Source organism: Halomonas rhizosphaerae, from assembly GCF_030010555.1.
In the GTDB taxonomy this organism is placed as follows: Bacteria; Pseudomonadota; Gammaproteobacteria; order Pseudomonadales; family Halomonadaceae; genus Halomonas; species Halomonas rhizosphaerae.
The window spans coordinates 34,369-55,090 of record NZ_JASCQP010000019.1 but is presented as its reverse complement, the minus strand read 5'-3'; the positions used below and the strand labels follow the sequence as shown (position 1 = coordinate 55,090).

The 20,722-nt window shown below is 66.0% G+C and carries 19 protein-coding genes; 8 read left to right on the top strand and 11 right to left on the bottom strand.

The genetic code is table 11. The annotated features are described in order from the left end of the window. Positions 1-30: 30 nt before the first annotated feature. Positions 31-1,193 (bottom strand): IS3 family transposase gene (locus QLQ83_RS06470; protein WP_282734270.1). Its coding sequence is split into 2 segments (ribosomal slippage): positions 31-935 and positions 935-1,193, totalling 1,164 coding nucleotides; the frame shifts between segments, so codons are not numbered across the junction. Positions 1,194-1,352: 159 nt separating this feature from the next. Between QLQ83_RS06470 and QLQ83_RS06465 the strand changes: the two genes are divergently transcribed. From QLQ83_RS06465 to QLQ83_RS06455, 3 genes are all read left to right on the top strand, one after another. Continuing rightward, complete coding sequence (locus QLQ83_RS06465; protein ID WP_282734701.1) at positions 1,353-1,772, top strand: endonuclease/exonuclease/phosphatase family protein; 420 nt, start codon at positions 1,353-1,355, stop codon at positions 1,770-1,772. An 85-nt stretch (positions 1,773-1,857) separates the two neighbouring features. Next, positions 1,858-2,295, top strand: coding sequence for a hypothetical protein (locus QLQ83_RS06460; protein WP_282734700.1), 438 nt, complete (start codon positions 1,858-1,860; stop codon positions 2,293-2,295). Positions 2,296-2,306: 11 nt separating this feature from the next. After that, the gene (locus QLQ83_RS06455; RefSeq protein WP_282734699.1) at positions 2,307-3,017 is read left to right on the top strand and encodes a hypothetical protein; all 711 of its coding nucleotides are present in this window, start codon (positions 2,307-2,309) and stop codon (positions 3,015-3,017) included. A 243-nt stretch (positions 3,018-3,260) separates the two neighbouring features. Here QLQ83_RS06455 and QLQ83_RS06450 read toward each other — a convergent pair whose 3' ends face one another. From QLQ83_RS06450 to QLQ83_RS06425, 6 genes are all read right to left on the bottom strand, one after another. Beyond that, complete coding sequence (locus tag QLQ83_RS06450; protein WP_282734698.1) at positions 3,261-4,160, bottom strand: hydroxymethylglutaryl-CoA lyase; 900 nt, start codon at positions 4,158-4,160, stop codon at positions 3,261-3,263. Positions 4,161-4,391: 231 nt separating this feature from the next. Next, positions 4,392-6,440 (bottom strand): acetyl/propionyl/methylcrotonyl-CoA carboxylase subunit alpha, encoded by a 2,049-nt coding sequence (locus QLQ83_RS06445; protein ID WP_282734697.1) that lies wholly within the window; start codon positions 6,438-6,440, stop codon positions 4,392-4,394. Further along, complete coding sequence (locus QLQ83_RS06440) at positions 6,437-7,264, bottom strand: enoyl-CoA hydratase-related protein (RefSeq protein WP_282734696.1); 828 nt, start codon at positions 7,262-7,264, stop codon at positions 6,437-6,439. The genes QLQ83_RS06445 and QLQ83_RS06440 overlap by 4 nt, the downstream gene beginning before the upstream one ends. A gap of 7 nt (positions 7,265-7,271) precedes the next feature. After that, positions 7,272-8,879 carry a carboxyl transferase domain-containing protein gene (locus tag QLQ83_RS06435; RefSeq protein ID WP_282734695.1) on the bottom strand — a complete coding sequence of 536 codons (1,608 nt, stop codon included), beginning with the start codon at positions 8,877-8,879 and terminating at the stop codon, positions 7,272-7,274. Between the two features lie 94 nt (positions 8,880-8,973). Next, positions 8,974-10,143, bottom strand: coding sequence for an isovaleryl-CoA dehydrogenase (locus QLQ83_RS06430; RefSeq protein ID WP_282734694.1), 1,170 nt, complete (start codon positions 10,141-10,143; stop codon positions 8,974-8,976). A gap of 235 nt (positions 10,144-10,378) precedes the next feature. Beyond that, the gene (locus tag QLQ83_RS06425) at positions 10,379-11,320 is read right to left on the bottom strand and encodes a sodium-dependent bicarbonate transport family permease (protein ID WP_282734693.1); all 942 of its coding nucleotides are present in this window, start codon (positions 11,318-11,320) and stop codon (positions 10,379-10,381) included. 126 nt (positions 11,321-11,446) lie between these two features. Here QLQ83_RS06425 and QLQ83_RS06420 point away from each other — a divergent pair, with 126 nt between their 5' ends. The 4 genes from QLQ83_RS06420 (at position 11,447) to idi (ending at position 16,381) form a co-directional block, all read left to right on the top strand. Further along, positions 11,447-12,409, top strand: coding sequence for a LysR family transcriptional regulator (locus tag QLQ83_RS06420; RefSeq protein ID WP_282734692.1), 963 nt, complete (start codon positions 11,447-11,449; stop codon positions 12,407-12,409). 42 nt (positions 12,410-12,451) lie between these two features. Next, positions 12,452-14,350, top strand: coding sequence for a serine hydrolase domain-containing protein (locus QLQ83_RS06415; protein WP_282734691.1), 1,899 nt, complete (start codon positions 12,452-12,454; stop codon positions 14,348-14,350). Between the two features lie 269 nt (positions 14,351-14,619). Continuing rightward, positions 14,620-15,768 (top strand): phytoene/squalene synthase family protein, encoded by a 1,149-nt coding sequence (locus QLQ83_RS06410; protein WP_282734690.1) that lies wholly within the window; start codon positions 14,620-14,622, stop codon positions 15,766-15,768. A gap of 28 nt (positions 15,769-15,796) precedes the next feature. After that, positions 15,797-16,381, top strand: a complete 585-nt coding sequence (idi, locus tag QLQ83_RS06405; protein ID WP_282734689.1) for an isopentenyl-diphosphate Delta-isomerase — start codon at positions 15,797-15,799, stop codon at positions 16,379-16,381. 89 nt (positions 16,382-16,470) lie between these two features. Here the strand turns inward: idi and QLQ83_RS06400 are convergent, their stop codons facing one another. The 3 genes from QLQ83_RS06400 to QLQ83_RS06390 form a co-directional block, all read right to left on the bottom strand. Further along, positions 16,471-17,289, bottom strand: coding sequence for an ABC transporter substrate-binding protein (locus tag QLQ83_RS06400; protein WP_282734688.1), 819 nt, complete (start codon positions 17,287-17,289; stop codon positions 16,471-16,473). A 63-nt stretch (positions 17,290-17,352) separates the two neighbouring features. Beyond that, on the bottom strand, positions 17,353-18,054 hold the full coding sequence (locus QLQ83_RS06395; RefSeq protein WP_282734687.1) for an ATP-binding cassette domain-containing protein: 702 nt from the start codon (positions 18,052-18,054) through the stop codon (positions 17,353-17,355). Positions 18,055-18,074: 20 nt separating this feature from the next. Further along, on the bottom strand, positions 18,075-18,779 hold the full coding sequence (locus QLQ83_RS06390) for an ABC transporter permease (protein WP_282734686.1): 705 nt from the start codon (positions 18,777-18,779) through the stop codon (positions 18,075-18,077). Between the two features lie 122 nt (positions 18,780-18,901). Between QLQ83_RS06390 and QLQ83_RS06385 the strand changes: the two genes are divergently transcribed. Further along, positions 18,902-19,804, top strand: coding sequence for a helix-turn-helix transcriptional regulator (locus QLQ83_RS06385; protein ID WP_282734685.1), 903 nt, complete (start codon positions 18,902-18,904; stop codon positions 19,802-19,804). Positions 19,805-20,009: 205 nt separating this feature from the next. Here the strand turns inward: QLQ83_RS06385 and QLQ83_RS06380 are convergent, their stop codons facing one another. Then, complete coding sequence (locus tag QLQ83_RS06380; RefSeq protein ID WP_282734684.1) at positions 20,010-20,240, bottom strand: hypothetical protein; 231 nt, start codon at positions 20,238-20,240, stop codon at positions 20,010-20,012. Between the last annotated feature and the right edge of the window lie 482 nt (positions 20,241-20,722).

The window sequence follows — 20,722 nt, the reverse complement described above, 5'->3', positions numbered from 1 at the left end:
TGATCTTACCCAGCATTGGTGGACACCGGTCTAAGCGATCATTTGGGCCTCAAAGGCCTCTGGACTGATCATCCCGATTGCACTGTGTCGGCGTTGCCGGTTGTAGTCCAACTCAATGTATTCGAATACCTGCCGACGCATCGCCTCACGGGTCACGAACCGCTCGCCGTGGATGGCTTCGACCTTGAGGCTGTGAAAGAAGCTCTCAGCGCAGGCATTGTCGTAACAGTTGCCCTTGGCGCTCATGCTGCACTTGAGACCGTGACGCATCAGCAGCGACTGGTACAGCGTCGAGCAGTACTGGCTCCCGCGGTCTGAATGGACAATTACGCCTTTGGGCATCTTCCGGCTCCACAGGGCCATTTTCAGGGCATCGCTGACCAGGTCAGCCGTCATGCGTTCGCTCATCGCCCAGCCGATCACCTTGCGTGAGTACAGATCAATCAGCACCGCCAGATAGAGCCAGCCTTCACCCGTTGCCAGGTAGGTGATGTCGCCGACCCATTTCTGATTCGGTGCCGTAGCGGTGAAGTCCTGCTCCATCAGGTTCGGTGCGACTGGCAGGCCATGCCGTGAATTCGTGGTGGCCTTGAACTTGCGAGCGGCTTTCGCCCGCAGGTTTTGCCGACGGAGGCTGGCGGCCACAGTATTACGGCAGATGGGTACGCCAGCATCGTTCAGGTCGCGGGTCAGCCTGGGGGCGCCTGAGCGCCCCTTGCCCTGTTCGAAGGCCTGAGCCACGCGCTGATCCGTGATCGTTTGTCGGCGGCGGCGGGAAGACGGTTCACCACCACGCTGTCGCCAGGCGTAGTAGCCGCTGCGGGCGACACCGAGAAACGCGCACATCCGATGAACGCTGAAGGCCTGACGGTGCTGCTCGATGAAGGCGTACTTCACTTCAGGCTCTTCGCGAAGTACACCGCGGCTTTTTTTGCGATTTCAAGCTCTTCCGACTTCTCAGCCAGCTGACGCTTGAGCCGCGCATTCTCGTCAGCCAAGGCCTGCTCGCGAGCCGAGACGGTTTGCTGCTGCTGGGCCTTGGCTCGCCATTGATAGAGCTGGCTGGACTGAAGCCCCAGCTCGCGAGCGGCGGCACTGGTGCCAACACGATCAGCGAGTGCCAGGGCCTCGTCCTTGTAGGCCTGGGAGTAACGGGTACGGGTCTTCTTCATCGCCGCTGCTTGCCTTGCCATGGGGTCACCTCGTTCAGTGTACTGCCTTAACGGGGTGTCCACTGTTGCTGGGCAAGATCATTTTCCGTCCCTGGGCTTTTCAGCAAAAGTGAAACACTGAATTGGAGCACGGAAGATCTCAGGCTTTTTCTTCCTTTCACTATCAATAGAGATTTCACCGTGCTGGCCGTCTGGACGAAAGGGCGCAATGAAGAAGCATTTGGCTACATGGGGCAATTCTGGAAGTACCTTCAGATTCACCGTGACGATCTTAGCGGGCCAAAGACAGTCATTCTCGGCGATTTTAATAGCAATGTGCGCTGGGATAAGCCAGATCGCTGGTGGAATCACTCAGACGTAGTTGCTGAGCTCAGCGAGATGGGCTTCAAGAGCCAGTATCATCGAGTCTTCGAGGAAGAACAGGGTAATGAGACCCGTCCGACATTTTTCTTGCAGCGGAACCTAGAGAAGGCCTATCACATTGACTACGTTTTCACCTCGTCAGATTTTGCAGAGAAATGCAATTTGCAGGTTGGTCAGCACGACGAGTGGATTTCAATAAGTGATCACGTTCCGCTGACGTTGAGCATCAACAGTTAACAATCGGCTGCACAGCGACCAATTCTCCGCCGCTTCGCGGCTCCAAACCGGCGCGTGAGCCGGGCGTTAAGGCCAAGGAGGCTATGTGCAAGAATCTTCCCTCGACAGTCTCAAGGCGTTAACTGAGAGCTTTTTCTCCAAGCACTGGAATCGCGACATGCTAGGCGATCCACCAACTTGGTCGGAGAGGTATGCCTTCGAAGGTTCGCTTCCGAATCATAATATGCAAGGTGTGTATGCCTTTCTTAAGGAGGACATAGTCACCTATGTCGGTGTAGGTACAGCGCTTGGCGGCGGCCGGTATGCTGGTCATGGCCTAGGAAAAAGGTTTCAATCTTACACCAAGGTGATTAATGGTGCCCATATTCCTACGGACCCGCGACTTGTAGAGGCAGGGAGTATGGTTACGATCGGGTTTCCACAAGAATATGCCTATCTAGCAAACGCGCTTGAGCTCTACCTAATTGGGAGAATGGAAACACAGCACAATGTCCATCGTCCTGGTAGAGCGGTGCAGCCTTAACAAGGCCAGGCATGGCGACGCCTTTTTCGTTGCGGCTTAGCCTCCACTACACTACAAAGCTGCGCATGCTGGCGGCGTTAGGCGTTCAGAGCAAGGATATGGCTAAACGGACATTCGACAATTGCGCGCTTCATTACCTCAATCAGTGGCTTGATCGAGATTCATATTATTGTGAAGCGCTTAGCTCTAAAGACGAGTCACGCCAACTCGCTGCATTAAAGAAAGCTGGGGCGTTCTACCGGGTAGCGCGTAACCTACCTGGCAAGCACGAGACCGAGAAGAAGGTCGTTCGCTATAAACCTGTCCTGGATGTACTAAACGCAATTGATGGGAAAGGTCTGACCATCGAGAACTTAGATTCATTAATTATTAAGGCCAATCAAGCTATTTCGGGAAACTACGGCGGCAGAGAAACTCTCTCACTAACGACTAAATTCATGTGGCTAAAATTCCGAAGCCCAGTAAAGATCTACGATAGTCAGGCTAGAGCCGCCTTAAGAACGAAGGCTGGGGATATATCCAGCTTCAATGCGGCGTGGATGGAAAGCTTCCAGAAGCACTACGCAGAAATTCAAGCTTGTTGCGAACGATTGTTTCAGATCAGCAGTTACTCAAATGATCCTCGAGTTGCGACACCTGACTACATTAAGGCTGTCGGTAACCAAACGTGGTTTCAGGAACGAGTATTTGATGTCTATCTCTGGAATTTGGGGAGCGCCTAACAAGGCGTTCCAAACGGACGAATTTGTCGTGTCACACCTTTTTCAAAGGGCGCAAAACTGCGCCACAACAAATTCGCCGTTGAACAGCGACGTTATATAATAATACTCCCGAGTCACCCAGCTGGCTCGGGGGCTTTTCGTTGTAGCCAACGAATCCACCATCAAAAGACCCCAGGCATGAGCGACATACCGGGGCAAGGACAGAAGTCGTTTGAAAGGGCAGGGCGCTTTCGTGGCCTGGCTTCAGCGGCTGGCCAGCGCCACCCCCACCTTGGAGCGGTTGGGCCGGCCGATGGCCTGGGTGATCCAGGTGCCGGTGGCGGCCAGCGCCTCGAGGTCGATGCCGGTCTCGATGCCGAGGCCGTCGAGCAGGTAGACCACGTCCTCGCTTGCCACGTTGCCGGAGGCGCCCTTGGCGTAGGGGCAGCCGCCGAGGCCGGCGACGGAGCTGTCCACCACGGCGATGCCTTCCTCCATCACGGCGTAAAGGTTGGCGAGCGCCTGGCCGTAGGTGTCGTGGAAGTGGGCGGCGAGCTTGTCCATGGGGATGTCGCGGGCCACGGCCTCGATCATGCGCTTGGCCTTGAGCGGTGTGCCGGTGCCGATGGTGTCGCCCAGCGAGACCTCGTAGCAGCCCATCTCGTAGAGCGCCTTTGCCACCTCGGCCACCTTGGCCGGGGCGATCTCGCCCTCGTAGGGGCAGCCCAGCACGCAGGAGACATAGCCGCGCACCCTCACGCCGGCCTGCTGTGCGCGCTCGAGCACCGGCTCGAAGCGGGCCAGGGACTCGGCCACGGAGCAGTTGATGTTCTTCTGCGAGAAGGCCTCGGAGGCAGCGCCGAACACCGCCACCTCCTCGACGCCGCATTCCAGCGCCCCTTCCAGCCCCTTGAGGTTGGGGGTCAGCGCCGCATAGGTGACGCCATCGCGGCGGGCGAGGTTCTTCATTACCTGCTGGTGGTCGGCCATCTGCGGCACCCACTTGGGCGAGACGAAGCTTGCCGCCTCGATGTAGCGGATGCCGGCCGCGCCGAGGCGCTCGATCAGCTCGAGCTTGGTGGTGGTGCTGATCGGCTCGGGCTCGTTCTGCAGCCCGTCGCGGGGGCCGACCTCGACCAGGCGCACGTGTTGGGGGAATGCCATGAATCTTCTCCTGTCTTGCTCAGGGCGAACCGATGAGGTGACTATTAGCCGCGGCTTACCCGGCGACAGGTTTTCGAGGGGGCGTTGTGACCCCCTCCCTGGGCGCTACCGATGCCATCCCTGGCATAGGACCCCCTCTACGACCTGTCCCCGGCGCCGCTAGCATTGGAGGATAGCGTTGCGGCTTAGCCTTGAGCTCGGCGCTCGGCGCTCGGCGCTCGGCGCTCGGCGCTATTCGTCGGGGGCGAACTCCAGCAGCACGTCGCCTTGTCCCACGGTATCGCCGGCCTGGAAGTGGAAGCTCGCCACATGGCCGTCGGCGGGGGCGGACATGGTGTGCTCCATCTTCATGGCCTCCATGACCATCAGCGGCATGCCTTTCTCGACGCGGGCGCCGGCCTCCACCAGCAGTGCCACCACGGTACCGTGCATGGGCGCGGTGAGGGTGGACTCGGCCTCGTGGTGGCCGTGGTCGATGGCGTCGATGCGCCGCCAGAAGAGGCGGGTCTCGCCGCGCGGGTCGACCATCACCACCACGTTGCCGTCGCGGCGGGCCTGCAGGCGGCGGCGGTGGCCGTCCAGGGTCATGGCCACGGCGTCGCCGGCCAGCGGGTCGAGGCGCGCGGTGAGTGTCTCGCCGCCGATGGTCAGGTGCCAGGGGCCGGCGTTGTCCTCGCGGGTGCCCTCGACCACCACCACGGCCTCGGAGTCGTCGTCGTCCTGGGCATGGGCCGGGTCGCACAGGGCGATGCGGATGGTGTGCGGGGCGTTGACGCGGAAGCCGTCGTGGCGGTCCCAGGGCGAGTCGCTCTCGCACTCGCGGGCGAGCTGGTTGAGCCCCACCAGGGCGGCTCCGGCATACTCCTCGATGCTGTAGCGGCGCGGCGCGAAGAGGGTCTCCTCGTGCTTCTCGATGAAGCGGGTGTCGAGCTCGCAGGCCTTGAAGGCCGGGTGGGTGGCCAGCCGCTGCAGGAAGGCGCGGTTGGTGACCACGCCCTGCACGTCGAGGGCAGCCAGCGCCCGGTTCAGCGTCGCCAGCGCCTGGGCGCGGTCGTCCCCATGGACGATCAGCTTGGCGAGCATCGGGTCGTAGTGCATCGAGACGGCGTCGCCCGTCTCCACGCCGCTGTCCAGGCGCACGCGCGCCGGGTCGAGGCCGGCGCCTTCCAGGTCCATGGCGAAGCGGGTCAGGGTGCCGGTGGCGGGCAGGAAGTCCTGCTCCGGGTCCTCGGCGTAGAGGCGTGCCTCGAAGCTGTGGCCGGTGATGGTCAGCTCGTCCTGGGCCAGCGGCAGCCGCTCGCCCATGGCCACGCGCAGCTGCCACTCGACCAGGTCCTGGCCGGTGATCATCTCGGTGACCGGGTGCTCCACCTGCAGGCGGGTGTTCATCTCCATGAAGAAGAACGAGCCGTCGATGTCCAGCAGGAACTCCACGGTGCCGGCGCCCACGTAGCCGATTTCCTTGGCGGCGCGCACCGCGGCCTCGCCCATCTCGCGGCGCAGGCCCTCGCTCATGCCGGGGGCCGGGGCCTCCTCCAGCACCTTCTGGTGGCGGCGCTGCACGGAGCAGTCGCGCTCGAAGAGGTAGACGCCGTTGCCGTGGCTGTCGCAGAACACCTGGACCTCGACGTGGCGCGGCTGGGTCAGGTACTTCTCGATCAGCATGCGCTGGTCGCCGAAGGCGGCCTGGGACTCGCGGCGGCAGCCGTCCAGGGCGGCCTGGAAGCCGGCGGCGGCCTCCACCACGCGCATGCCCTTGCCGCCGCCGCCGGCGCTGGCCTTGAGCAGCACCGGGTAGCCGATCTTGTCGGCCTCGGCCTTGAGCAGGGCGTCGTCCTGGTCGTCGCCGTGGTAGCCGGGCACCAGCGGCACGCCGGCGTTGGCCATGCGGGACTTGGCGGCAGACTTGTCGCCCATGGCGGCGATGGCCGAGGCGGGCGGGCCGACGAAGACGATGCCGGCCTGGTCGAGGGCCTCGACGAAGGCGCCGTTCTCGGAGAGGAAGCCGTAGCCGGGATGGATGGCGCCGGCGCCGCTGCGCCGCGCAGCCTCCACCACGGCCTCGACCTTGAGGTAGCTCTCGCGGGCCGCGGCCGGGCCCAGGCGGATGGCCTCGTCGGCCTCGCGCACGTGGCGGGCGTTGGCGTCGGCGTCGGAGTAGACGGCGACGGTGCGCAGGCCCACGGCACGCGCCGTGCGCATCACGCGGCAGGCGATCTCGCCGCGGTTGGCGACCAGCAGGGTGTCGAAGCGCTTGGTGTTATGGGTCGTCTGGCTCATTGTCGGCGCTCCGTGTTCGAGGGGGAGTCGGGGGCCCAGGCGGGGCGACGCTTCTCGAAGAAGCTGGCGAGTCCCTCCTGGCCTTCATGGCTGACCCGCAGCTCGCTGATCACCCGGCAGGTATGATCGCGGGTCGTGTTGCTGTCGGGCTCGCGGGCCACCTCGGCGAGCAGCGCCTTGGTGGCGCGGCTGGCCTGGGGCGAGGTGCCAAGCAGGGTGTCGACCATGGCCGCCACGGCGGCGTCCAGGTCGTCATGCGCGACCACCCGGTGGGCCAGGCCCAGGGCCTCGGCGGTGGCGGCGTCCATGACCTCGGCGGTCAGCGCGTAGCGGCGCATCTGGCGGGAGCCCACAGCCCGCTGCACGTAGGGGCTGATCACCGCCGGCGAGAGGCCGATCCTCACCTCGGAGAGGCAGAACTTCGCCTTCTCGGAGGCGATCACGATGTCGCAGCAGGCGGCCAGGCCCACGGCGCCGCCGAAGGTGGCGCCCTGCACGCGGCACACGGTGGGGCAGGGCAGGGTGTCCAGGCCGTGCATCAGCGCCGAGAGCTCCCGGGAGTCCGCCAGGTTGTCCTCGAAGTCATAGTCGACCATGCGCTTCATCCAGTTGAGGTCCGCCCCGGCGGAGAAGCTCTTGCCCTCGGAGCCCAGCACCAGCGCGCGCACCTCATTGCGGTGGGCGAGCTCGCCCACGCGGCGCAGATGATCGTTGAGCTCGGCGATCAGGTGGTCGTCGAAGGCGTTGTGGACGTCCGGGCGCTCCAGGGTCAGCCAGGCCACGCCGCGGTCGTCGATCGTCAGTCGGGAAGTTGTCTGTGTCATCTCGACCTCACATCCGGAACACGCCGAAGCGGGTCTCTTCCACTTCGGCATTCATGGCGGCGGCCAGCGACAGGCCGAGGATCTCACGGGTCTGCAGCGGGTCGATCACGCCGTCGTCCCACAGCCTGGCGCTGGCGTAGTAGGGGTGGCCCTGGTGCTCGTACTGCTCGCGGGTGGGCGCCTTGAAGGCCTCTTCCTCCTCCTTGGTCCACTCGCGGCCCTCGCGCTCGATCTGCTCGCGCTTGACCTGGGAGAGGACGCCGGCGGCCTGCTCGCCGCCCATCACCGAGATGCGCGCGTTGGGCCACATGAACAGCAGGTTGGGATCGTAGGCGCGGCCGCACATGCCGTAGTTTCCGGCACCGAAGCTGCCGCCGATCAGCACGGTGAACTTGGGCACCTTCGCGCAGGCCACCGCGGTGACCAGCTTGGCGCCGTGCTTGGCGATGCCCTCGTGCTCGTACTTGGAACCCACCATAAAGCCGGTGATATTTTGGAGGAAAATCAACGGAATTTTCCTCTGGGCACACAGCTCGATGAAGTGCGCGCCCTTGACGGCACTCTCCGAGAACAGCACGCCGTTGTTGGCGACGATGCCCACCGGGTAGCCCTGGATGTGGGCGAAGCCGGTGACCAGGGTGTCGCCGTAGTAGCGCTTGAACTCGTCGAAGTCGGAGTCGTCGACGATGCGCCCGATCACCTCGCGCACGTCGTAGGGCTTCTTGAGGTCGGTGCCGACGATGCCGTAGAGCTCGCTGGGGTCGAGGCGCGGGGGCTTGGGTGCCTGCATGGCGAGCTGGCCGCGCTTCTGCCAGTTGAGCCGCGAGACGCAGCCGCGGGCCAGCTGCAGGGCGTGGGCGTCGTTCTCGGCGTAGTGGTCGGCCACGCCGCTCACCTTGGCGTGCACGTCGGCACCACCCAGGTCCTCGGCGCTGATGCTCTCGCCGGTGGCGGCCTTCACCAGGGGCGGGCCGCCGAGGAAGATGGTGCCCTGCTCCTTGACGATGATCGACTCGTCGGCCATGGCCGGCACATAGGCGCCGCCCGCGGTGCAGGAGCCCATGACCACGGCGATCTGCGGGATGCCCTCGGCGGACAGGGTGGCCTGGTTGTAGAAGATGCGGCCGAAGTGGTCGCGGTCGGGGAAGACCTCGTCCTGGCGGGGCAGGAAGGCGCCGCCGGAGTCGACCAGGTAGATGCACGGCAGGCGGTGCTTGCGGGCGATCTCCTGGGCGCGCAGGTGCTTCTTCACGGTGAGCGGGAAGTAGGTGCCGCCCTTGACCGTGGCGTCGTTGGCGACGATCACGCACTCCACCCCGGAGACCCGGCCGATGCCGGTGACGACGCCGGCGGCGGGCACCGCGGAGTCGTAGACCTCATGGGCGGCCAGCGACGAGAACTCGAGGAAGGGCGAGCCCTCGTCGATCAGGTGGTCGATGCGGTCGCGCACGAACAGCTTGCCGCGGGACTCGTGGCGCTCGCGGGCCTTGGGGCCGCCGCCCTGGGCGATGGCCGCGGTCAGCTCGCGCAGCTTGCCGACCTCGTGGCGCATGGCGACGTCGTTACCCTGGAAGACGTCGCTGCGCGGATTGATCTGGGTGTTCAGGATTGCCATACATCTCTCCGAGATGAGCCGGAAGCTTGAAGCCGGAAGCTGGAAGAAACCCCGTGGGGAGAGTCGTCGCCTCTTACAGCTTCCAGCTTCTAGCTTATTTTGATTCGTTGAAGATCTCGCGGCCGATCAGCATCCGGCGGATTTCGCTGGTGCCGGCACCGATCTCGTAGAGCTTGGCATCGCGCAGCAGGCGCCCGGTGGGGTACTCGTTGATGTAGCCGTTGCCGCCGAGCAGCTGGATGGCGTCCAGCGCCACCTGGGTGGCCTTCTCCGCGCAGTAGAGGATCACGCCGGCGGCGTCCTTGCGCGAGGTCTGGCCGCGGTCGCAGCCGGCGGCCACGGCGTAGAGGTAGGCGCGGCAGGCGTTCAGGGTGGTGTACATGTCGGCGATCTTGCCCTGCACCAGCTGGAACTCGCCGATGGACTGGTTGAACTGCTTCCGCTCGTGGACATAGGGCACCACGATGTCCAGCGCCGCCTGCATGATGCCGATGGGGCCGGCGGCCAGCACGGTGCGCTCGTAGTCCAGGCCGCTCATCAGCACGCGCACGCCCTTGCCGACCTCGCCGAGCACGTTCGCTTCCGGCACCTCGCAGTCCTGGAACACCAGCTCGCAGGTGTTGGAGCCGCGCATGCCCAGCTTGTCGAGCTTCTGGGCGGTGGAGAAGCCGGGCATGCCCTTCTCGATGATGAAGGCGGTGATGCCCTTGGAGCCGGCCTCCGGGTCGGTCTTGGCGTAGACCACCAGCACGTCGGCGTCGGGGCCGTTGGTGATCCACATCTTGTTGCCGTTGAGCACGTAGTGGTCGCCGCGCTTCTCGGCCTTGAGCTTCATGGAGACCACGTCGGAACCGGCGCCCGGCTCGGACATGGCCAGCGCGCCGACGTGCTCGCCGCTGATCAGCTTGGGCAGATACTTGGCCTTCTGCTCGGCGCTGGCGTTGATCTTGAGCTGGTTGACGCAGAGGTTGGAGTGCGCGCCGTAGGAGAGGCCCACGGAGGCACTGGCCCGGGAGATCTCCTCCACAGCGATGCAGTGCGCCAGGTAGCCCATGCCGCTGCCGCCGTCCTCGTCCGACACGGTGATGCCGAGCAGGCCCATGTCGCCGAACTTCTGCCAGAGATCGTTGGGGAACTCGTTCTTCTCGTCGATCTCGGCGGCGCGCGGGGCGATCTCGTCCCGGGCGAATGCGTTGACCTGGTCACGCAGCATGTTCAGCTCGTCGTCGAGGCCGAAGTCGAGGGGCTTGTAGGGCGTATGCATGGCGGGCTCCCGTTCTCGTCAGGTGAGGCGCCGACCGCTCGGGTGAGGCGCCAGGGGCAAACAGTTGGTCATCAGGATGGCAGATGGCACAAGACTAGGCGAGGTTGACGTTAACGTAAAGTGCAGGTTTTGGCGGCTACGACGAATGTCGAAAGAGGGGTGAGGGGTGAGGGGTGAGGCGTGAGGCGTGACGCGTGAGGAGACCGGCCACCGGGCGGTGGCCGGTCTCGGGAGCCTAGCTCGCCAGCCAGGTGATCAGCTGGTGGTAGAGCGGGATGCCGAGGATCACGTTGAGCGGGAAGGTGAAGCCGAGCGAGGCCAGCATCGCCAGGCCGATGTTGGCCCGGGGGATCGCCGTGCGGATGGCGGCCGGGGCGGCGATGTAGGAGGCACTGGCGGCGAGGGCGGTGAGAATCAGCAGGGAGCCCTGGGGCAGGCCCAGCGCCAGGCCGACGCTCAGGCCGGCCATCGCCAGCAGCGGCGGGGCCACCAGGGCGAAGGTGAGCAGTCGCCAGTGGAACCAGGGAATCGGACGCAGGGTGTCCGCCGCGGTAAGGCCCATCTGCAGCAGGAAGAGGGCGAGCACGGCATGGAAGGCACTGGTGAAGAGCTCGGTGACGTTGGCGCCCTCCTGGGGGCCATACATGGCGCCGATCACCGCGCCGCCGGCCAGCAGGATCACGCCGCGGTTGGTCAGGGTCTCGTGCCAGATCCCCTGCATCGCTTCCCCGGCGGCCTTGCCCGCATGGCGGCGATAGAGCGCGATGGCGACCATGATCGCGGGCAGCTCCATCATCACGAGATAGAGGGTGACCTCGGCGCCGATGGGCAGGGCGCGGCTCTCGGCGAAGGCCAGCGCCACGGCGAAGGTACCGGCGCTCACCGAGCCGTAGTGGGCGGCTATGCTGGCGCTGTCGGCAGCGGAGAGGCGCACCAGGCGGCGCATCACCGGCATCAGGGCCAGCGGGATCAGCGCGCCGAGGGCGGCCACCGCGGCCAGTTCGGGCACCAGTGACCAGCTCAGGTTGCCGTAGAGCGCCATGCCGCCCTTGAGGCCGATGGTCAGCATCAGCAGCAGGCTCAGGGTGTCGTAGGCGGCCTTGGGGATGGTCAGGTCGGACTTCACCAGCCCGGCCAGCAGGCCGAGCAGGAAGAACATCACCACGATATCGGGCATCGGGAGGTCTCTGGTGGCTGAAGGAAAACGCCACGCATTCTGCGAAGCCCCGGACATTGATTCCAATAAACTCTTTCGCATTGCATCATTGACGATCATCTATAGACGATCCAGGGCACCCCGCCAATGAACATCCGACACCTGACCTTCCGCCTGCTGCAGGTCTATGCCGCGGTGGTGCGCGCCGGCTCGATCAGCGAGGCGGCGCGACGGCTCCACCTGACCCAGCCTACGGTCTCCCAGCAGCTGCGTCGCCTGGCCGAGACGGTGGGCGAGCCGCTGCTCGAGAGCCGCCAGGGGCGCCTGGTGCCCACCGAGGCGGGCGGCGAGCTCTACCGGGCGAGCCGCGAGGTGTTGGGGCGCTTCGACGACTTCGAGGACTACCTGGCCTCGCTGCGCGGCGGGGCGCGGGGGCGTTGCTCCATCGCCCTGGTCAACACCGCCCAATACGTGCTGCCGCGCCTGCTCGGCCCCTACAGCCGGGCCTTTCCCGAGGTGGACGTCACCCTGCATATCGGCAACCGCCGCCAGGTGCTGACCCGCTTCGAGCGCCAGGACGACGACCTCTACGTGTTCAGCCACCCCCCTTCGCTGGCCCATGCCCGGGCCGGCCGGTTCCTGCGCAATCCCCTGGTGGCCGTGGCGCCGCGGGGCCACCCGCTGGCGGAACGCGACCGGGTGGCGATGAGCGAGCTGCTGGGCGAGCGCTTCCTGCTGCGCGAGCCCGGATCGGCCACGCGGATGCTCTTCGAGAGTTGGCTGCAGGAACAGGGGCTGACCCTGGGGGCGACGCTACAGATGGCCAGCAACGAGGCGATCCGTGTCGGCGTGGCCTCCGGGATGGGACTCGCCGTGCTCTCCGAGCACGTGCTGCCGCCGGAGCATCCGGATCTGGTGATCCTGCCGGTGGCGGGGCTGCCCATCGAGAGCCACTGGCAGTTCATCGTGCGCCGCGACCGGCGACTGCCGCATGCGGCGCTGGGGCTGTTGCGCTTCGCCGAGGGGCACCTGAGCGAATGCGTGGAGGCACGCTTCCTGTGCAACGAGATTCCCGACCTATTGGCGGGGCTGGAGATGACCGATGCTTGACTCTGCGAAGGGCAGCGATGCGACCTTGGGAGGCACGCGATCATGAATCTCATGCGAGGCGTCCTGTGCGGCCTGCTGGTCTGGCTGTGGGCGGGAGTGGCCATGGGCGCGGCCATCGACAGGCAGGACCTGGAGGCCTTCGTCGACGGCTTCGTGAAGGCGCGTATGGAGGCCCACCGTGTGGCCGGCGTCACGGTGGCGGTGGTCAAGGACGACGAACTGCTGCTGGCCAAGGGCTTCGGGTCGGCCGACCTCGAGGCCGGGCGCCCGGTAGTCGCCGAGCAGACCCTGTTCCGGCCGGGCTCGATCTCAAAGCTCTTCACCTGGACGGCGGTAATGCAGCTGGTGGAACAGGGACGGCTCGACCTGGACGCCGATATCCGCGACACCCTGACCGACTTCCCCCTGGCGACCCTCTATCCGGCACCCATTACCCTGCGCCAGCTGATGGCCCATACCCCGGGCTTCGAGGACACGGCCATGGGCCATCTCTTCGAGGACGACCCCGACGCCGTGCTCTCGCTGCGTGACTACCTGCGCCGCCATGCCCCTGCCCAGGTGCGCCCGCCGGGCACCTGGCCAGCCTACTCCAACTACGGGGTGGCGCTGGCTGGCCTGGTGGTCGCCAAGGTCAGCGGCATGTCCTGGGAAGCCTACGCCGAGCGTCACCTGCTGGGGCCGCTGGGCATGCAGGACAGCACCTTCCGCGAGCCCTGGGGGCCGCAGCGCGAGCAGGCCCCCATGGCGCCGGCCCTGCGCGAGCGGGTCAGCGAGGGCTACCAGTGGGTCGAGGGCGCCTTCCGGCCGGGCGGCTTCACCTTCGTCGGCGGCATCGGCCCGGCCGGCAGCCTCTCCACCACGGCAACCGACATGGCGCGCTTCATGCGCGCCCATCTCAACGAGGGTCGCCTCGGCGACGTGCAGCTGCTCTCGCCCCAGACGGCCCGCGAGATGCAGCGTACCCACTACCAGGTGGCGCCGGGGCAGCCCGGCATGGCCCACGGCTTCATCGAGAGCGAGATCGCCGGCTACCGGGCCATCGGCCATGGAGGCGGTACCGTGCACTTCATCTCCGACCTGCAGCTGATCCCCGAACTCGAGCTGGGGGTGTTCGTCTCCACCAACAGTAACGGCGGCCAGGCGTTGATCCGGGGTTTCGTCGAGCAGCTGGTGCGCCGCTACTTCCCGAACGAAGCCCCCGCTGCGGCCACGGCGCCCGACGACCCGGCGCGCTATGCGGGGGACTACCTCTCCACGCGGCGGCCCTATACCACCGTCGAGGCGCTGCTCAACCACGACATGGCCAGCGTCCACCCGGACCGGGACGGCCGGCTGGTGCTGAGCCGCCGGGGGCGGCAGGTGCGCCTGGTGCAGGCGCCGGGCGAGGGGCACTTCCGCCAGGCCGATAGCGGCGAGTCGCTGCGCTTTCTCGCCGACGAGAGTGGCGCCGTGACGCACCTGGCCGTGCCGGAGCCGATCATGGTGATGGAGCGGGTTGGGCCGCTGGCCAACCCGCGATGGCGGCTGGCCTTCCTGGGCCTGGCCGGGGGAATGTTCGTCGCCACCCTGGTGGTGGCGCTGGTCGGCCGGGAGCGGCCGCCAGCACGTCGCGCCGTGGTGCGCTGGGCCGCACGGCTGACGCTGCTGGCCGCCGGTCTGTGGCTGGTGAGCATGGGGCTGGCCCTGGCCGGTGTGCTGCCCATCACGCAGGACGTGGGACTCGCCTTCTTCGACTTCCCGCCACCGGCCTTCGTGGCCGCCCAGGGCGTCGCCATGCTGGCGGGGGCGGCCAGCCTGGGGGCGCTTGCCCTGCTGGTGCCTGTGCTGGGTGAGGAGGGTTGGTCCCGGGGCCGGCGCCTGCGCCATGTCGGGCTGGTGGTGGTGTTGCTGCTGACGCTGTTGACGATCTGGCAGTTCAACGGCTTCGTGTTGATGGGCTGAAGCCGGAAACACGAACGTCACGCGCCTACGCGGCGCGTAGCGAGTGACCTGCGCCCGGTGTCAGACCCTGACATCCCGTTAACGGTCTGACACCGGAAGGAGGGCCACCGCGCAATGATCACAAGCAAGCTGCCGGGGAGGGGGCCTTGACGTTGGCTGGGCGTCGTTAGTCTCCCAACGCCAGCGTGATAGCCTCCCCGATCAACCTGTCTCGATACTCGCACGTCACGCGGGTCGGTCAATCGCCACACATGAATGGGTGTACTGCCATGGCCAAGGTCCTTGCGACGGCTTCCGGAATTGCAGAAGCAGAAGCCTATCAGGGCAAGGTCCTTCGCGGGGTGTCACGCACCTTTGCCTTCACCATTCCTCAGCTCCCGGCCGATCTGAGCAAGGTCGTGACCAATGCCTACCTGCTCTGTCGTATTGCCGACACCCTGGAGGATGAACCGACGCTTTCCGCGGTTCAGAAGACCCTCTTGCATGAACGGTTTCTGGCGGTGCTGAGAGGAGAGGAGAAGGCCCAGCGTTTCGCCAGACAGGTCACGCCGCTACTCTCGCAGGCCACGTCACCGGATGAGCGAGAGTTGATGGCTAACACGCCACTGGTCGTCCGTTGCACCCATAGCCTCGAAGTGCCCCAACAGCAGGCGCTGGTCAAGTGTGTGAGCATCATGTGCCGGGGCATGGGCCATTACCAGGACGATGCCAGCCTGGAGGGCTTGGCAGACCTGGGCGAGGTGGACCGCTATTGCTATCACGTGGCAGGCGTCGTGGGTGAAATGCTCACGGAACTGTTCTGTCAGCATTCAGGCGACATGCATGAGAAGCGTGCCGAGATGCTGGCCCTGGCACCGTCGTTCGGACAAGGCCTGCAGCTTACCAATATCCTCAAGGACCTTTGGGACGATCGGCAACGTGGCGTCTGCTGGCTGCCCCGCCAGGAATTTCGGGAGTTTGGTGTGGACGTGGCGAGCCTGGCGCCGGGACGCAGGGATCCGGAGTTTGCCACCGCACTGCGATACATGGTCGGTATTGCGCACGCCCATTTGCGTAATGCCTTTCGCTACACCCTGATGGTTCCCGCGAAAGAAACGGGTATCAGGCGTTTCTGCTTATGGGCCATCGGCCTGGCCGTGCTCACACTCAGGCGGATAGATGCTCGGCCGACCTATTGCACGGGGCGGCAGGTCAAGGTGTCACGCCGCACGGTCAAGGCCGTCATCGCGAGTACCCGCCTGGTGACACGTCATGATGGGATGCTCAAGCTGCTGTTCAGCGGTGTGACCAGAGGGTTGCCACTCGGGCCGCTCGGGGGCCCACACCCGGAACTTAGTGCATGGGCTTCCGAACTTTCCGATGGTGATGGCGCTTCAGCCGCACGTTATGCCCTTCGGCTAGGCAATGACGAGGGGTAGACAGGTATCATGGCCAAGGAGGTGACCATTGGTTAGAACTGGCTCGAGCGAGCGCGACGAGACCGTTTCCTTCGATGACGAGGAACTGATCCTGGTCGATGACGAGGACAGGGAGCTGGGGCATTTGAGCAAGGCAAAGTGCCACGAAGGAAGCGGTGTGCTGCATCGCGCCTTCTCGCTGTTCGTGTTCAATCATGACGGGGAGCTTCTTCTGCAGCAGCGGGCGGAAGGCAAGCGTCTTTGGTCACTGTGCTGGTCCAACAGCTGCTGTAGTCACCCACGCCGAGGCGAGCCCATGGAAGAGGCGATTCACCGGCGACTATGGCAGGAGGTCGGCATCGAGGCGCAACTCGCCTTCCTCTACAAGTTCCGCTATCAGGTCCAGTACGGTTCAAGCGGCGCCGAGCACGAGCTTTGCTGGGTATATCTTGGGGGCACTGACAATGAGCCACGCCCCAACCGCCAGGAGATCGCCAACTGGTGCTGGATATCACCCGCTGCGCTCGATGCCGAGCTGGCCTCCCGCCCGGAAGACTATACGCCCTGGTTCAAGATGGAGTGGACGCGATTGCGGAGTGAATTTGCCGATGAGCTCAAGCGATATACCCGATAGGCTCGACGGCGGAGAGCAGGCTTTTCATGGCCCGGCTGGACGTGGCCGTGCACTTGAGGGTCTGCGGGTGAGGCGATGTTATCGACGGATCAGTCGGGGCGGGCGTTGGGGAAGAACAGCTGCTGTCCCTTGACCTCGAAGTCGGCGATGGCGGCCTGGCCCTCGTCGGAAAGCAGCCACGCGTGCCACTGCGCGGCCAGGTCGTGCTTGAGGTGGGGGTGGCGCTCGGGGTCGATCAGCACGCTGCCGTACGGGTTGAACAGCGCCTCGTCGCCCTCGAAGAGCAGCTCGAGGTCCTGTGGATTCTCGAAGGCGACCCAGGTGGCGCGGTCGGCCATCACGTAGGCGTCCATGCCGGCGGCGGTGTTCAGCGTCGGGCCCATGCCGCTGCCGAGCTCCCGGTACCACTCGCCTTCGGGCTCGACCCCCGCGGCCTGCCAAAGACGCAGCTCGGCGCGATGGGTGCCGCTGTCGTCGCCGCGGGAGGCGAACGGGGCCTCGGCCTCGGCGATCAGCTGCATCGCCTCGGCCACGCTCTCGGCCTCACTGATACCGGCCGGGTCGCCCCCCGGGCCGATGAGCACGAAGTCGTTAACCATGACGTCGGCGCGCTCGCTGCCATAGCCCCCCTCGACGAAGCGCTCCTCGCCGACGGTGTCGTGCACCAGCAGGCTGTCGGCGTCGCCGCGGCGGGCGATCTCGAAGGCCTGGCCGGTGCCCACGGCCACCACGCGGACCTCGATGCCGGTCGTCTCGGTGAACGGGGGGATGATGGCGTCGAACAGGCCCGAGGCCTCGGTGGAGGTGGTCGAGGCAAGGGTGATGAAGGGGGCCTGGTCCCGGGCCGAGACACCCAGAGTGAACCCCGTGAGGCCGATGGCGGCGAGGGTGAGTCCTGTCGTCTTCATGGTGCCCTTCCTTCTTTCCTGGGTGGTGCTTTTCCTGGGGGGTGCCTGGTGGACGTGAGCGGTCTACCAGACCAGCTCGCCGCGGACGAAGGCGCTGCCTTCCGGGGTCTGCGGGTCGGCGAAGAAGCGCTCGGCCGGACTGTGCTCGACCAGTCGGCCGCCATAGAGCAGCACGATGTCGTCGGCCAGGCGGCGGGCCTGCTGGAGGTCGTGGGTGGTCATCAGGATGCGCGTGCCGCGCCGGTGGAAGTCGCGCACGGCGGCCTCCACCGCCTGGATGGCGGCCGGGTCGAGGGCGGCGGTGGGCTCGTCGAGGAACAGCACCTCGGGCTCCACCAGCCAGGCCCGAGCCAGGGCCAGGCGCTGCTGCTCGCCCCCCGAGAGCACCCGGGCCGGGCGCTTCTCGAGGGCCGCCAGGCCGAAGCGCTCCAGCGCCTCCCGGGCCAGCGGCCTGCGTCGACGGTGAGGCGTGCCGTGGATCGCCAGGGCGTAGGTGAGGTTGGCAAGGGCCGAGCGCTTGAGCAGCACCGGGCGCTGGAAGACCATTGCCTGGCGGGGCGGGCGGCCTTCCCAGCGCACGCGGCCACGGGAGGGCGCCAGCAGCCCGTGGGCCAGGCGCATCAGCAGGCTCTTGCCGGCGCCGTTGGGGCCCATCACCAGGGTGCGGTGGCAGCCTTCGAGGCGCAGGTCGAGGGGATGCAGCAGGGTCTGGCCGCGATGGACGAAGCCGACGCCTTCCAGCGCGAGCGAGGGTATGGCTGCCACGGGTAGCCGCCTGAGATCGTTCATCCCAGCCGCCTCTGCGCCGTCTCGCCCACCAGGTGCGCGGCGGCATTGACCAGCGCGACCAGCGCGAGCAGCACCATGCCGAGGCCCAGCGCCAGGGGCAGGTTGCCCTTGCTGGTCTCCAGCACGATGGCGGTGGTCATCACCCGGGTGACGCCGTCGATGTTGCCGCCGACGATCATCACCGCCCCGACCTCGGCGCTGGCCCGGCCGAAGCCGGCCAACATCACGGTCGTCAGGCCGAAACGGGCGTCCCACAGCAGGGTCGGGATGCGGCGCGCCCGCGACACGCCCAGGGAGGCGAGCTGCTCGCGGTAGTCGCCGTGGAGTTCCTCGACCTGCTGGCGGGTCAGGGCGGCGATGATCGGCAGCACCAGGATCACCTGGGCGATCACCATGGCACCAGGGGTGAAGAGCAGGCCGAACTCGCCCAGGGGCCCGGCCCGGGAGAGCAGCAGGTAGACCGCCAGCCCGGCCACCACCGGGGGCAGCCCCATCAGTGCATTGAGCATCACGATCAACGCCCCGCGGCCGGGAAACCGCCACAGCGCCAGGGCCGCGCCCAGCGGCAGGGCGATCAGCGCGGCGATCAGCACGGCGGACAGCGAGACCTGCAGCGACAGCGTCACGATCCCGATCAGGTCGGGGTCGCGGCCCAGGATCAGGGCCAGGGCGGTCTGGAAGGCGTTGGGATCGTCGGACATCGCGCGCTCCTGCGGTCTCCCTGCATCATGTGCGTTGAAGCACGGTGACGCATCCAACGCTGTAATTCATGCAGTACCATGCAGGATAACGACGGTTCTAGCACCACGAGGGGCCTTGCACCATGGAGACCGAACGGGGGCATGCGTCCCCTGCCTACCTGACCACCGCCGAGGTGGCCGACTACCTGCGCCTCAAGGAGCGCAAGGTCTATGATCTGGTGCGCCAGGGGGCGATGCCCTGCGTGCGCGTGACCGGCAAGCTGCTCTTCCCCCGCCAGAGCATCGACCTCTGGCTGATGAATCACCTGGAGGGCGACCGGGCCAGCCGCCGGCCGGTGCCCGTGGTGCTCGCGGGCAGCCAGGATCCGCTGCTGGAGTGGGCGGTGCGCGAGAGCGGGGCGGGGCTGGCGCTGCTGTGTCACGGCAGCGGCGATGGAGTGCGGCGCCTGCTGGCCGGCGAGGCGATGGTGGCAGGGCTGCACCTGCTGGATGCGCACAGCGGCGGCTACAACCGGCCCGAGTCGCTGGGGCTCTCCGGCATGCGGGACCTGGTGATGGTGCGTTGGGCGACGCGGCGCCAGGGTCTGCTGCTGGCGCCGGACAACCCCCTGGGCATCACCGGCCTCGAGGCCCTGGCCGGGGACGCGGTGCGCCTGGCCCATCGCCAGCCCGATGCCGGGGCCCAGCGGCTGCTGACCTGGCTGCTGGCCCGGGCGGGGGTCGATGCCAGGCGGCTGCGCTTCACCGCGCACCCGTCGCTCAACGAGGACGACCTGGCGCTGGCGATCCGCCAGGGCGAGGCGGACGCCGGGCTCGGGGTCGAGGCAGCGGCCCGCCGCCAGGGGTTGGCCTTCGTGCCCCTGCATGAGGAGGCCTTCGACCTGGCCCTGCGGCGGCGAAGCTACTTCGAGCCGCCGATCCAGAGGCTTCTCGCCTTCGCCCGGGAAGCGCGTTTCGCCGAGCGGGCCGAGGCGCTGGGTGGCTATGACATCGGCGAGCTCGGGCGGGTGGTCCATAACGCCTGATCGTTCCCGGTAGGGTGCCGAGACGGCACGAACTCTTGCCGTCCCATGCGCCGGTAGGGCGCGCTCGAGTGACGGAACGCTGCGGAATTCCCTCGGAACGACACGAAGACGCCACGGCGCGATGGCGAGCCGTGGCGGTGAGGGGGAGTGCTGCTTGCACCCCGATGATTTGGCCTGGGTGGAGCTCCATATCCGTCGCTTGGCGTCAGTGCCACCAGGGGTCGGGGGACGCGACGGTCGCCGCCGGTAATGCCCTCGCTCCCGTTGTGCGCGGTCCCACCCGTTTTTGCATCGTGGCCGGTTCCATGGTGGATGTCTGCGTCTTTTCATGAAGACGTTTCGTGCGCTCTTCCAGATACACCGAGTCTGCCGCCATGACGGGAGAGATGGACAGCAGTGCGATGATCAGTGCCGAACTGCATACCATGAGTTTCATGGAAGTTGCCTCGTTGAGGTATCGAGGCAGTAACTGTCATCGGTAACCGATCCTGGGTGCCGAGTGACACCCCGATACCGGGGTAAGTGATACGACGCCATGCCTTGCCGGTATGGGCCGTGCCGTCGGCCTGGCGCTTCTCGAGGAGGCAAGAAGGTCGCCCATGCAGGACCCGCTTTCTGCTCAGAACGACAAGCTCATGGCCGGTGTGCAGGGGGATGATCGCCGTCAGGGAGTGTCTGGCTTAGGCTTTCTTATTGTAGAACATGAGGCGTAATTTTAATCGTTACGATGCGAGAAGAAGTGAGAGTTTTTTCACTTCATGGGCCTCATGAATGAACTCTTGGTGTACAAAAAATACCCTGCATTCACTCTCGCAAGATGCGACCTGGCCGCCCGGTATAAGTTAATCGCGGACTGACATACTTGCTGTTGTATCCGTATATTCCCGTTCCGTTGGTCTGGAAGGGGCCGATTGCAAC